13 protein-coding genes are annotated in these 12,776 nt (G+C 61.6%); 1 reads left to right on the plus strand and 12 read right to left on the minus strand.

What is annotated here, in order from left to right; translation table 11 throughout:
• Positions 1 to 7: 7 nt before the first annotated feature.
• The 12 genes from imuA to ACA056_RS16470 form a co-directional block, all read right to left on the minus strand.
• A complete protein-coding gene (gene imuA / locus ACA056_RS16415) occupies positions 8 to 625 on the minus strand; it encodes a translesion DNA synthesis-associated protein ImuA (protein ID WP_497266126.1) in 618 nt (205 codons plus the stop codon).
• Positions 625 to 1,242 (minus strand): transcriptional repressor LexA, encoded by a 618-nt coding sequence (lexA, locus tag ACA056_RS16420; RefSeq protein ID WP_415769598.1) that lies wholly within the window; start codon positions 1,240 to 1,242, stop codon positions 625 to 627. The genes imuA and lexA overlap by 1 nt, the downstream gene beginning before the upstream one ends.
• 69 nt (positions 1,243 to 1,311) lie before the next feature.
• The gene (locus ACA056_RS16425; RefSeq protein WP_497266128.1) at positions 1,312 to 1,587 is read right to left on the minus strand and encodes a DUF971 domain-containing protein; all 276 of its coding nucleotides are present in this window, start codon (positions 1,585 to 1,587) and stop codon (positions 1,312 to 1,314) included.
• Positions 1,584 to 2,546 (minus strand): HEAT repeat domain-containing protein, encoded by a 963-nt coding sequence (locus ACA056_RS16430; RefSeq protein ID WP_497266130.1) that lies wholly within the window; start codon positions 2,544 to 2,546, stop codon positions 1,584 to 1,586. The genes ACA056_RS16425 and ACA056_RS16430 overlap by 4 nt, the downstream gene beginning before the upstream one ends.
• Complete coding sequence (locus ACA056_RS16435; protein ID WP_497266132.1) at positions 2,543 to 3,391, minus strand: ABC transporter ATP-binding protein; 849 nt, start codon at positions 3,389 to 3,391, stop codon at positions 2,543 to 2,545. Before ACA056_RS16435 ends, ACA056_RS16430 begins: the two co-directional genes overlap by 4 nt.
• Positions 3,391 to 4,173, minus strand: a complete 783-nt coding sequence (locus tag ACA056_RS16440) for an ABC transporter permease (protein ID WP_497266134.1) — start codon at positions 4,171 to 4,173, stop codon at positions 3,391 to 3,393. Before ACA056_RS16440 ends, ACA056_RS16435 begins: the two co-directional genes overlap by 1 nt.
• 138 nt (positions 4,174 to 4,311) lie before the next feature.
• Positions 4,312 to 5,718, minus strand: a complete 1,407-nt coding sequence (locus ACA056_RS16445; protein ID WP_497273548.1) for an ABC transporter substrate-binding protein — start codon at positions 5,716 to 5,718, stop codon at positions 4,312 to 4,314.
• A gap of 282 nt (positions 5,719 to 6,000) precedes the next feature.
• A complete protein-coding gene (locus ACA056_RS16450; protein ID WP_007946457.1) occupies positions 6,001 to 6,246 on the minus strand; it encodes a 4Fe-4S dicluster domain-containing protein in 246 nt (81 codons plus the stop codon).
• Positions 6,247 to 6,271: 25 nt separating this feature from the next.
• Complete coding sequence (locus ACA056_RS16455) at positions 6,272 to 8,002, minus strand: fumarate reductase/succinate dehydrogenase flavoprotein subunit (RefSeq protein ID WP_497266137.1); 1,731 nt, start codon at positions 8,000 to 8,002, stop codon at positions 6,272 to 6,274.
• A gap of 11 nt (positions 8,003 to 8,013) precedes the next feature.
• A complete protein-coding gene (locus tag ACA056_RS16460; RefSeq protein ID WP_497266139.1) occupies positions 8,014 to 8,766 on the minus strand; it encodes a GntR family transcriptional regulator in 753 nt (250 codons plus the stop codon).
• 280 nt (positions 8,767 to 9,046) lie between these two features.
• Complete coding sequence (locus ACA056_RS16465) at positions 9,047 to 10,015, minus strand: Gfo/Idh/MocA family protein (protein WP_497266141.1); 969 nt, start codon at positions 10,013 to 10,015, stop codon at positions 9,047 to 9,049.
• Between the two features lie 16 nt (positions 10,016 to 10,031).
• Positions 10,032 to 10,919 carry a Dyp-type peroxidase gene (locus tag ACA056_RS16470; protein ID WP_497266143.1) on the minus strand — a complete coding sequence of 296 codons (888 nt, stop codon included), beginning with the start codon at positions 10,917 to 10,919 and terminating at the stop codon, positions 10,032 to 10,034.
• Between the two features lie 185 nt (positions 10,920 to 11,104).
• On the opposite strand from ACA056_RS16470, the gene ACA056_RS16475 reads away from it, so the two are divergent.
• Entirely contained in the window at positions 11,105 to 12,730 is a 1,626-nt protein-coding gene (locus ACA056_RS16475; RefSeq protein ID WP_497266145.1) for an NADP-dependent glyceraldehyde-3-phosphate dehydrogenase, read from the plus strand.
• The last annotated feature ends 46 nt before the right edge of the window (positions 12,731 to 12,776 follow it).

Consider the following 12,776-nt stretch of genomic DNA (forward strand, 5'->3'; position numbering starts at 1 on the left):
GGCAACCTCAATGTCCCACGGGGAAGGCAATCGGCGCCGAACGCGCCAACCCACCCCGGCACTTGAGCACGCGCAATTGCGCAGGCCTGGCATCGATGGCGATGCGCAGCGCCGCTGGCGAAGGGTTGATCGCCTCATTGATCGAGCGATAGGCGAACGCCAGGGTCGAGCCGGTTTCCGCGGCCACCTGCAAACGTCGTAACGCCCGGTCATCGGCCTTGTGCGGCCAGCACAGCACTGCGCCGCAACTGCCCGAACGCAGGCATTGTTCCGCTGCCCACAAGGCATCGCGCTCGCTGGCCTGGATGATCGACAACTGACGCAGATCGACCCCGGCGTTCTGCCAGGCCTGGGGGTATGGCACGTAAGGCGGCGCCACCAGCACGATCCGCTCGCCCGCAGCGGACAACCGCGCCAGCGCCGGCCACACCAGTTGCAACTCGCCAACACCCTGCCCGGCCAAAAGGATTTCGGTCAGCGCCGCTTCCGGCCAGCCACCCGTAGGCAACGCCGCATCCAGCGCGGCATGCCCGGTGGGTTGCGGGCTGACGGCCGGTGGCGCAGGCCAGCCCTTCCAGACCTGGCCGCCATTGAACAGCGTATCCAGCGCAACGACGGCGCCCATCACCCTTGCCTCACCAGACCGCAGAACACCCCTTCGATGGCCAGGTCCTGACTGGCTTCGACGATGATCGGCTTGTAGGCCGGATTTCGTGGCAGCAATCGGACAACCTCGCCGACCCGTTCGAAACGTTTGATGGTGACTTCGCCGTCGAGTCGCGCGACGACGATCTGGCCGTTGACCGCCTCGGGATTGCGGTGAACGCCCACCAGATCGCCGTCGAGAATGCCGTCCTCGATCATCGAGTCCCCCTGGACCCGCAGCATGTAATCCGGCACCCGCGAGAAGATCGACGGGTCGAGTAGCAAGCGGCTGTGAACCTCGGCATCGGCACCGATCGGCGCACCCGCCGCCACCCGGCCGAGTACCGGAATGTCCAGCAACTCGGGTCGCGCCGGTTGCCCGAGCAAACGAATGCCCCGGGCCTGATGCGCATTGACCTCGATGAAACCGGCCTCGGTCAGCGCCAGCACATGCTTGCGCGCCACGCTACGGGAGGCGAAACCGAACGCCTCGCTGATTTCAGCGAGGCTCGGGGACTGACCGTGCTCGGCGATTCGATCGCGGATAAAGGTCAGGATGGCGGTGCGGCGGGGAGTTAAAGTCGTCATGGAGTACATTTGTACTCTTTTGGCTTTTTTCTGGCAAGGACCGCCAGTCAGCAAATCCTTCTGCCCCCCCCTACAGATTCAGGTCAGACCAGAGAGGTAGGGCCAAGGGTAGATCCCGCGCTCATGGCCGTCGCTGAAAATCAGTTGCAGGCCGTAGCCCTGGGAATTGAGTTCGACCACACGGATGCGCTCATCGACTTTCACCCTCAACCCTTGCAACCGAAACGCCCGGCACTGCGAACACGGACACTGTCGACGCAACTCAGCGTGGTCCAGCAACTGCTCGCGACCATCCGGCCAGTTCAACCGCAGCTGTTGTTTGCTCTGGGAATTGCCAATCGCCACCGGGCTCATTGCAGCTGACTCAAGGCGATGCGCACGGCTTTGCGCACTTCCGGGTCGCCGTCATCCTGCGCAGCCTGCAAGGGTGCGATAGCGCCTCGGTCGTTCAACTCTCCGAGGGCCAGGGCGGCTTCCTTGCGCAGGTTGCTGATGCGGTGGCCGAGGGTTTCGATCAGCGCTTCAAGGGCCGGGACGTAACGCAAACGACCGAGGCTGCGGGTGGCGCGCAGGCGGACTTGCCAGTAATCGTCGCTCAAGGCTTCGACCAAGGCCGGGCCTGCGTCGACGTGACCGACCTTGCCCAGCGTGGTGGCGGCTTCTTCGCGGACTTGCCAGGCTGCGTCCTGCAAGGCGTGGCGCAGCGCCGGCAGCACGTGGGCGTCGGAGGCCAGGCCAAGGGCTCCGGTGGCGGCGCGGCGAACTTCGGTGTCCGGGTCGTCACTGGCCAATCGGGCAAGGGCCGGCAAGGCGTCGAGTTGCTTGAGCCAGCCGAGTACGCCAACGGCTTCGCGACGAACACTGGCGTCTTCATCGCTCAATGCCCCTAAAGCAGCAGCGGCGGCATCGGGAAAACGCAACTCGCGCAATGCCCGGAAAGCGGCGATGCGCACACTGATGTCGGCATGCCCGGCCCACGGCAGAATCACCCTGCCCGCCGCCTCGGTCTTGAGCAGACTAAGGCTTTGCGCGGCGGCCGCTTGCACGGCTTGGGAAGGATCGGTCAGCGCCTGACACAGCGCTTCCACCACCGGTTCGTCCTCCCAGGCTTCGAGCAATCGTGCGGCTTCGGCGCGGACTTCTTCGGTCGGGTCTTCAGCCAGCCGATTGACCAGCCAAAGCAGACCGTCCGGTTCTTCAAGATCGGCCAGTTCGATCAGCGCGATCCGGCGCACGCCGGGATCTTCATCCGTCAGGCGTGGTTGCAGGGCGAGAATGTCGTCGTTATCGGTTACATCGAATAGAGAGGTCATAGGGCAAATCGCGGCAGTTTGTTTTCAAGGGGAAGTCCGAGAGGGTTCAGGCGCGGTAACTGCCTACCGTCTTCGTGACGCAGCAACTCGAGGCAATGACGCTTCAAGCGGGAGAACTCGTGGCTGGTGACCAGTTCGGTGGTGCGTGGCCGTGGGAAATCGAGGCGCAGGTCTTCGATGATCCGGCCCGGGCGCGAACTCATGACCAGCAGCCGATCGGCGAGGAACAGCGCTTCATCGATGTCATGGGTGACGAACACCACGGTGGTGCGAATTCGCGTCCAGATGTCCAGCAGCAGCTCCTGCATGTTCAACCGGGTCAGCGCGTCGAGGGCGCCGAAGGGTTCATCCATCAGCAACAGGCGCGGACGGTTGATCAGCACCCGGGCGATTTCGACCCGTTGTTGCATGCCACCGGAAAGCTGATCGGGCCAGCGATCGGCAAACCCTTCGAGGCCCACCAGGGCAAGGATTTCGTCGGCGGCTTTGTGGCGTTCGGTTTTGCCGATGCCGCGCATTTTCAGGCCGAAAGCAACGTTGTCGCGCACGGTGCGCCAAGGGAACAGCGTGTGGTGCTGGAACACCATACCGCGTTGCGGAGACGGGCCCGAGACTGGCGCACCGTCGACTTTCAGGGTGCCGGTTCGCGGTTGCAGGTGACCGGCCAGCGCACCGAGCAGGGTCGATTTGCCGCAACCGGACGGCCCGAGAATGCACACGAATTGCCCCGGCTCGATCTGGCAATCCAGACCTTGCACGGCTTCGAAAGCTTGCTTGTCTTCGCCGAGGACGATGGACAGTTGGCGGATGTCGATCCGCCCTTCAGGGGTTTGCATCACGCTCATCAGGCTTTTCCTCGTGGTCGGTGCCAGGGCGTGAACAGCCCGCCCAAACGTTTGATCAGCAGGCTGCTGCCCATCCCCAGTACGCCGATCAGCAACATGCCGACCACGATGTCGGCGTAGTTCTGGATGGTGTAGGACTCCCAGGTGTAATAGCCGATGCCGTACTGGCCGGAGATCATTTCGGCAGTCACCAGGCAGAACCATGAGGTGCCCATGCCGATCGCCAGGCCGGTGATGATGCTCGGCGCAGCGCCGGGCAGGATCACCTCCAGCAGAATCGCCCTACGCCCTGCCCCGAGGCTTTTCGCCGAGGCGATCAGCCGAGGGTCGACGCCTTCGACGCCATGCACGGTGTTGAGCAGAATCGGGAACAGCGCGCCGGTAAAGGTGATGAAGACCATCGACAGTTCTGACGAGGGGAACATCAGGATCGCCAGCGGAATCCAGGCCACGGCGGGAATCGGGCGCAGGACTTCCAGCGGTGGTAGCAGCAGGTCTTCAGCCCATTTCGAGCGACCGATGGCCAGGCCTAAAGCGATGCCGATGATCAGCGCGCTGAGATAACCGGCGAAGACCCGGCTGAGGCTGCTGCCGAGGTGTTGCGCGAGCTTGCCGGAGTCGCCGAGGCCGAGGGCAGCTTCGATGACCGCCAGTGGCGTCGGGACGTTGGCGAAGGTGACCAGGCCGAGGTTCCAGTGGTGACTGGCGGCGAGTTGCCAGAACAGGAGGCAGAGCAACAGTGAGGCTGCTCTTGGAATCCAGCGTGTTATGGATCGGGACATAGATCTTCCTCTCAACCGAAACCCTGTGGGAGCGAGCCTGCTCGCGAAAGCGGTGGGTCAGTCGACATTGGAGTTGAATGTCAGTCCGCATTCGCGAGCAGGCTCGCTCCCACAGAGGGATTTGCAGTGTTCTGGGGTTTAGCGGGTGGCGACGGCCTGGGTGGTGGCGTCGGTGAAGTCGAAGACTTTTCCGCCTTGTGCCGTGGCAAATTGCTGGGCCTGGCCTTTGAGCAGAAACGCGCTGAGGCGCCCTTTCGCATCACTGGCAAACCACGCCTGATCCGCCAGCAACTTGATCCCGCTGTCACTCGCCTGGGCATACACCGCGCGGATGTTTTTGCCTTCCTGCTTCAGGCTGGCCAACGCGGTGAAGGCCGACTCCGCCGAGGCGTACTGCCGAACCTTCGGCTCGCCACGCACCCAGATCTCCGCCACATGGCTGAAATCGGTGATGGCTTTGCCGCTCGACGCATCCACCGCCTTGAGCGGTGTCTGTCCGTAGTTGGCCAGTTGCGCGGTGTAATCCAGGTTCGAGGCCTTGAACGCGGCGCGGATGTATTGGTCGTCGATGAAGGTATTGAGGTCCAACCCGCGATCAGCCTTCTTCAACAGCTTGAGAGTATCGATGGCGGTCCCGACGGCCTGACGGTATTCCGGCTTCCAGCTCAGGTCGCGGGTTTGCACGCCCAACGGACCGTGGAACAGGTAATTGACCTCGGCATCGACGCCGGTGACCTTGGCGATCAACTCGCTGTATTTCTCCGGCTCAGCTGCCAGCAACTGGTTGGCTTCAAGGCTTGCGCGCAGGTAAGCCACGACGATTTCCGGGTACTTTTTCGCGTAGGCCTGATCCACCAGCGCACCGTGGAAGGTCGGCGCATTGGCCTGGGCGCCGTCATAAATCTTGCGAGCGAAACCGCGGCTGGGGAACAGTTCGGCAAACGGCACGAAATCGGCGTGGGCGTCGATCTTCCCGGCCTGCAAGGCCGAGCCGGCGACTTCCGGCGGCTGGGCGATGATGTTCACGTCTTTGAGCGGATCCCAGCCTTGGGCCGCGACCGCCCGCAGCAACATGCCGTGCGCCGTCGAGGCGAACGGCACGGAAATGGTCTTGCCCTTGAGTTCGGCCAGCGACTGCACGCTCGATGCGCTCGGCACCACGATGCCGTTGCCGCTGCCCTTGATGCTGCCTGACAGGACACTAATAAACAGGCTGTGCTTGCCCGCGGTTTCGAACGCCACACCGTTGAACGAACCGGGGAAATCGGCCATGGCGCCTAAGTCGAGTTTGCCGGCGACCATCTCATTGGTCAGGGGCGCGCCGCTGGTGAAGTTTTTCCACTCCACCTCGTACTTGGCGTCTTTGTAGGGGCCATCGTGGGGCAGGTATTTGTCCAGCAGGCCCAGTTCGCGAATCAACAGGCCGCCGGCGGCGCAGTTGATCGTGGTGTCCTGGGTGCCGATGGCAATGCGGATGGTTTCGGCCGACGCCGACAAGGTGAATGAAGCCAGTACCAGACCGGCAAACGCTGCACGCAGCAATATTGGTAAAGACATGGGTGTATCCCCTCGAATCATTTTTAGGATATTCGTCTCCGCCACGATCAGGGCGTGGTGGGAAACGAGGGGTGTTTTGGATCAGGCGTCCGGTGGTTGCCGGGTAGCTTTTTGGGTTGCTTGTACCGGTTTCTTGGGTAAGCAAGATTTGCGGCCGACTTCGATCCACTGTGGGAGCGAGCCTGCTCGCGAAGGCGCCCGATCAGTCAATAGAGATGCCAGCCGTGCCGACCTCTTCGCGAGCAGGCTCGCTCCCACATGGATTGCGTTTCAGCGCAATAAATAGGGGATTTCAACTTTCACCGCCCCGGTCGGGCAGTCCTTTTCGCATGGCATGCAGTACCAGCATTCGTCGAACGCCATGTAGGCCTTTTGCGTGGCCGGGTTGATCGCCAACAGGTCCATCGGGCACACATCGACACACACGGTGCAGCCCTTGTGGGCGATGCAAAGGTCCTCATCGACCGTGACGGGCGCGTTGGAGCGGAAGAAGATTTCCTGGGGTTGATAGGCCATTTCGCGGTCTCTCTTTTTGTGAGGCTCAGGCAGCAAAGGCACCGACCCGCAGCCGGTCGTAGGCCTGCATTTCATCGGCGTCCAGCGGGATGATGTAAGGCTCGACGGCTTTCTTGAAACTGGTCATCTGGCCGTCGTCACCCTTTTTCAGGTGGCAATGGCAGAACCAGTCGCTGTCGTTGCGTTGCGGGTGGTCGACCCGATAGTGGTAAAGCCCCCAGCGGCTTTCGGCGCGGAACAGCGAAGCGCGGGCGGCCATTTCGGCGCAGTCGCGGATCATGCTGACTTCCATGGCGCGCATCAGTTCGTGGGCGTTGTGGGCCTTGATCTGATCGAGATCGCGCTGGATATCGCTGAAGCGTTGCAGGCCGATTTGCATCTTCTTGGTTACTTTCGGCGGTTGCAGGTAGTCGTTGACGAAGCGACGCAGCTTGTACTCCACTTGCGCTGGCGGCAGACCGTGTTCGCGGTCCAGCGGTGCGTAGACCCGGGCTTTTTCCGTTTCAATCTGCTGGGCATCGACCGCTGAAAACTCGCGTCCGACGACAAAATCCGCCGCGTTGGTGCCGGCAAACCAGCCATAGGTGAACGCGCCGAGCATGTAGTTGTGCGGCACCGCGGCCATGTCACCCGCCGAGTACAAACCCTTGACCGAGGTTTCCGCCTTCTCGTTGACCCACACACCAGAGGCCGAGTGACCGCTGCAAAAACCGATTTCGGAGATGTGCATTTCAACCATTTGTGTGCGGTAGTCGGTGCCGCGATTGGCGTGAAACTGGCCACGACTCGGGCGTTCGTTGCTGTGCAGGATCTCTTCGATGTTCTGGATGGTTTCCTCGGCCAGGTGATCGAGCTTGAGGAACACCGGGCCATTGCCGCTTTCGAGTTCCTGGTGGAACTCCCACATCATCTGGCCGCTCCAGTAATCGCACTCGATGAAGCGTTCACCCTTGTTGTTCGCGGTGTAGCCGCCTAACGGACCGGTGACGTAGGCGCAGGCCGGGCCGTTGTAATCCTTGATCAGCGGGTTGATCTGGAAGCATTCCAGGTTCGCCAGTTCTGCCCCGGCGTGATAGGCCATGGCGTAACCGTCGCCGGCGTTGGTCGGGTTTTCGTAGGTGCCCATCAGGTAACCTGAGGACGGCAAACCGAGACGCCCGGCGGCCCCGCAGCACAGGATCACGGCTTTGGCCCTGATCACGTGGAAGTCGGCGGTGCGGCAGTCGAAGCCCATCACACCGTTGACCGCGCCCGCTTCGTCCGTCAGCAATCGCGTGCAGACCAGCCGATTGGTGATGCTCACCCGCGCCCGCTTCAACTGGCGATACAGGACTTTTTTGATGTCATGCCCTTCCGGCATCGGCAGCACGTAGGCGCCCATGTGGTGGACCTTTTTTACCGCGTAATCGCCGGTTTCGTCCTTCTCGAACTTCACGCCCCAGCGATCCAGTTGCTCGATGGTTTCGAAGCTGTGGGTCGCGTAGGCATACACCGCTGCCTGATTGACGATGCCGTCGTTGGCGATGGTGATTTCCTTGGTGTATTGCTCGGGCGTCGAGTGGCCGGGAATGATCGCGTTGTTCAGGCCGTCCATGCCCATGCTGATCGCGCCGCTACGTTTGACGTTGGCCTTGTCGATCAACAGCACGCGCAAATCGCGGTTGCGTTCCTTGGCCTTGATCGCCGCCATCGGTCCTGCGGTGCCGCCGCCGATCACGACGATGTCGTATTCCTGTTCGAGCGTCTTTCTAGTCATTGAACCGTGAGTCATGCCTGCGCCCCTTTTTGCCGGTCGATCCGCAGACGGTACTGGAAGGCATCGCCGCGGTAGTAAAGGTGTTCGAAGTCCACGGGTTGGCCGCTGGCGTCGTGGGTCAAGCGCTCGATGCGCATGATCGGCGAGCCGGGCTCGACGTTCAGCGCCTGGGTCAAGTCGCTGTCGGCCAGCACCGCGTCGATGGCCAGATCCGCGTGACCGAGGGCCAGGCCGCAGTCGTTTTCCAGGATCAGGAAAATGTCGCGGGTGACCAGATCAGCCTTCTCCAAGCGCTCGCCGATAGTTTTTGGAAGGTAGGTGATTTCCAGCGAGATTGGCTCGCGGTTGATCAGCCGCACGCGTTTGATCTGCGCCACGGTCTCGCCTTCGGCGACTTGCAAGCGCTCGGCAACAAGTTTGTCGGCGGGAATGAATTTGAAACTGCGCAGGCGGTTGATCACCTCATAGCCGCGCCCGGTCATGGACTCGGCGAGCCCTTGCAGGGTGCTGACGTTCTGGAAGGTTTTCGGCTTGGCGACGAAGGTGCCCTTGCCGTGGATCTTGAAGATCAGCCCTTCTTTCTGCAGATCACCGAGGGCCTGGCGCACGGTGATGCGGCTGACTTTGAACAGCGCGCCGAGTTCGCTTTCGGAAGGCATCTGGCTGTCTTGCGGGTATTCGCCGTCGAGGATGCGGGCGCGAAGCACATCCCGCAGTTGGGTGTGCAGCGGAACGCTACTGAGGGAGAGAACGTTATCGGTCATGGAAGATCACTTGTCATAACGAGTTATGACGTGATCTTAAAGTTCTAATGACAGGCTTGAGAAATACTGTTTGAGCATAAGGTTAGATTCGCAAAACGACCGCGGACTGTGTAGCAGCTGCCGAGCAGCGCGAGGCTGCGTTCGACGGCGCAGCAGTCGTAAACCCTACATGCAAGATTACCCTGACACACCGCGCTACCTGATTTCACGACTGCTTCGCAGCCGAACGCAGCCTCGCGCTGCTCGGCAGCTGCTACATCGGCGGGGCATTCAGTGAGCGTTAGCGGCGCTTGAGGATCTGGTCCATTACCCAGTCGGTTTTCAGCGCTTGTTCGGCGACCGCCGGGTGCTGCGCTTCACCCCGAATGTCCGCGTTCATGCCCAGTACGTGATGCCACTGGATGTGCTCGTGATTGTCGATGTGCAGGCTGAGGGTTTCATCGGCTTCAAGCTGAACCGGATGTTCATCGAATACGGAAAAGCTGATCCGGCCTTTGCTGCCGATCAGCTCGACCCGATCTTCGCGTCGGTCCGCGACGAAATTCCAGCAGCCCATACCCAGGACGCCCGAAGCAAACCGCCAACTGGCGCTGACGGCATCTTCGGCGGCATACAAACCGGCTTGCCGAGCCGTAAACCCGGCGACTTCGACGATGTCACCGAGCAGGTACTGGAACAGGTCGAAGCCATGACTGGCCAGGTCGGCGAAATAACCACCGCCAGCAATGGCCGGGTCGGTGCGCCAGTTGTCGGAGCCATCCTGATCCTCCGCCGATGGCGCTTTCGTGAGCGTCCAGGTCAGGTGCCGGACCTCGCCGATCCGCCCTTCCTCCAGCCATTGCCGCACTTGCTGGAAGCGCGGTAATGAGCGTCGGTAGTAGGAAACAAACAGGTGCAGCCCGGCATCGGCAAAGACCTTTTGCATCTCACGGCTTTGCCCGGCATTCAGCGACATGGGTTTTTCGACGCAGCAATGTTTGCCAGCGGCGGCCACCCTCAAGGCGTAAGCGTGATGACTGTCAGGCGGCGTGGCGATGTACACCGCGTCGACCTCGGGATCATTGATCAACGCGTCGACGTCGGTGTAGACCCGAGCGATGCCATGGCGTGCGGCGAAATCCGTCACCGCCTCCAGACGCCGGCCCATCACCGCCACCAGCGCCGAGCCGGGCGCCTTGTAGAAGGCCGGCCCGCTCTTGCGTTCAGCGACGCTGCCACACCCGATCATGCCCCAGCGCACCACGTTCATACTCACTCCTTGATGTTTAGCCGACGCGCAGAGCGCGCAGGTCCAGATGACCGTCCTTGAGCGGCGGGCACCAGTAGTAGCCGCCAGTGATCGGCCGGCTGATGCGGTACAAACCGTCGGTGATGCCATCTTCCAGACCGCTCATGCGGCGCAGTTGGGCTTCGAAGGCGTCGAGGGAGAAACCGAAAGCCAGGAACATCAGGCCGGCGCGATCCCCTTCGATCCACGGCATCGAGCGACGGACCACGAACGCCTCGGGGGCGAAGCTTTCCTGGGCGGTGCGTTTGACGTGAGCGGAGATCGGCGCGTCGTCGAGTTCTTCGTTGTCGCTCAAACGACGACCCATGATGTTGTCCTTCTCATGGGACGGCATCCCGTGGAAACCCTTCAGGTCGTGCTGCCACTGTTGGATCGCGGCGAAGCTGCCACCGACCATTCCGTCAGCGCCATCACCCACCAACGCAGCAGCGACGGCGGCTTCGTCGTGAGGGTTTTCGGTGCCGTCTTCGTAACCGGTCAGGTCGTGGCCGGTGAGGTGGCGGAAGGTTTCGTTCATCTGCACCAGGCGCAGGGCCGGGGCCAGCGCCGCTTCGATGGCGTTGCTGCGGTTGAGCAATTCACCACGGTCGACACCGTGCAACCAGCACCAGAGCGCGTGCTGGGTCGACGGGTTATCGACTCCGACACCGGTCAACGCTGGGAAGGCGCGCAGGCCTTCGATTTGCCCCTTGAGGGCCTTGACCAGGGATTCACCGAACCCAACCACTGCCGACTTCCCGTCCACCAGCCCCAGCAGGTTTTCCAGCGCGGCCGGCAAGGCAGCGACAGATTCGAGTGCGAAGAACATATGACGGGCTTGAGGCGGAACTGGGGTGGCGAGAATGCCCGGCTGGTAGTAACTCATATGAACTCCTTTAGAAAGAGCGCGAAGTTTAACCGCAGCATCGGCCGTTGTGTGTTCTCAGGTCAAAAGATCGCGGGATCATGAGATTGGCACTTAAAAAGTCGTGCCAATAAGGCGTATAACCTTTGAAGTGAATCTGAACGGCAAGCAGCCAGCGCATGGCTTACATCACATGGAGTAGCGACATGACCACAGCACATATCCTTGGCAACCTGTTTCCCGACTCCACCGACATCCCGGAAAAATACCGACTCGACGGCCAGACCGAGCAGCGTGAATACCTGGTCGACGGCGAGCTGAAAACCTGGTCCGGGCCCCTCGCTCAGGTCCGCAGCCCGGTGTACCTGACGGGTGAAAATGGCGATGAACAAGTGATCCTTGGCAGCACGCCACTGCTTGATGCCGACACTGCATTAACCGCCCTCGACGCCGCCGTCCGTGCCTATGACCGGGGCCAGGGTCTGTGGCCGACGATGCGGGTGGCCGAACGCATCCAGCACGTCGAAGCCTTCCTCGGACGCATGCGTGAACAGCGCGAAGCCGTGGTCAAGTTGCTGATGTGGGAAATCGGCAAGAACCTCAAGGACTCGGAGAAAGAGTTCGACCGCACCTGCGATTACATCGTCGACACCATCAATGCGCTCAAGGAGCTCGACCGTCGCTCCAGCCGCTTCGAACTGGAACAGGACACCCTCGGCCAGATCCGCCGCGTACCGCTGGGTGTGGCGTTGTGCATGGGACCTTACAACTACCCGTTGAACGAAACCTTCACCACGCTGATTCCGGCGCTGATCATGGGCAACACCGTGGTGTTCAAACCGGCCAAGCTGGGTGTGCTGCTGATTCGTCCGTTGCTGGAAGCGTTCCGCGACAGCTTCCCGGCCGGGGTAATCAACGTGATCTACGGCAGCGGCCGCGAGACCGTCAGCGCGCTGATGGCCAGCGGCAAGATCGATATCTTTGCGTTTATCGGCACCAACAAAGCCGCGAGCGACCTGAAAAAAATCCATCCAAAACCGCACCGCTTGCGCGCGGCATTGGGCCTGGATGCGAAAAACCCCGGCATCGTGCTGCCCGAGGTGGATCTGGACAACGCGGTCAGCGAAGCGCTCACCGGCTCGCTGTCGTTCAACGGCCAGCGTTGCACCGCGTTGAAAATCCTCTTCGTCCATGAAGACGTGGTCGACTCGTTCATCGAGAAATTCAACGCCAAACTCGCCAACCTCAAACCCGGCATGCCGTGGGACAGCGGCGTGGCGCTGACGCCGTTGCCGGAAGCGAGCAAAGTCGATTACCTGCACTCGCTGGTGGCGGATGCCGTGAGCAAAGGCGCCGCCGTGGTCAACCCCAACGGCGGTGAAGCCCGCGCATCATTCTTCTACCCCGCCGTGCTGTACCCAGTGACGCCGCAGATGCGCGTCTATCAGGAAGAACAGTTCGGCCCGGTCGTGCCGATCGTGCCGTACCGGCATCTGGACACGGTGATTGATTACGTTCTGGAATCGGACTTCGGCCAGCAGTTGAGCATCTTCGGCACCAACCCGGTGGCGGTCGGCCGGCTGGTGGACACCTTCGCCAACCAGGTCGGCCGGATCAACCTCAACGCCCAGTGCCAGCGCGGCCCGGACACCTTCCCGTTCAACGGCCGCAAGAACTCCGCCGAAGGCACACTGTCAGTGCATGATGCGCTGCGGGTGTTTTCGATCCGGACATTGGTGGCGACCAAGTTTCAGGAAACCAACAAAGAACTCATCAGCGAGATCATCAGCGGACGCAGTTCGAGCTTCCTGACCACCGATTACATCTTCTGAGGAGACCGAGCCTGAGCACCTTCAGAGCCAACCGACTGCCACCGCT

This window comes from Pseudomonas sp. LBUM1666 (assembly GCF_059695775.1).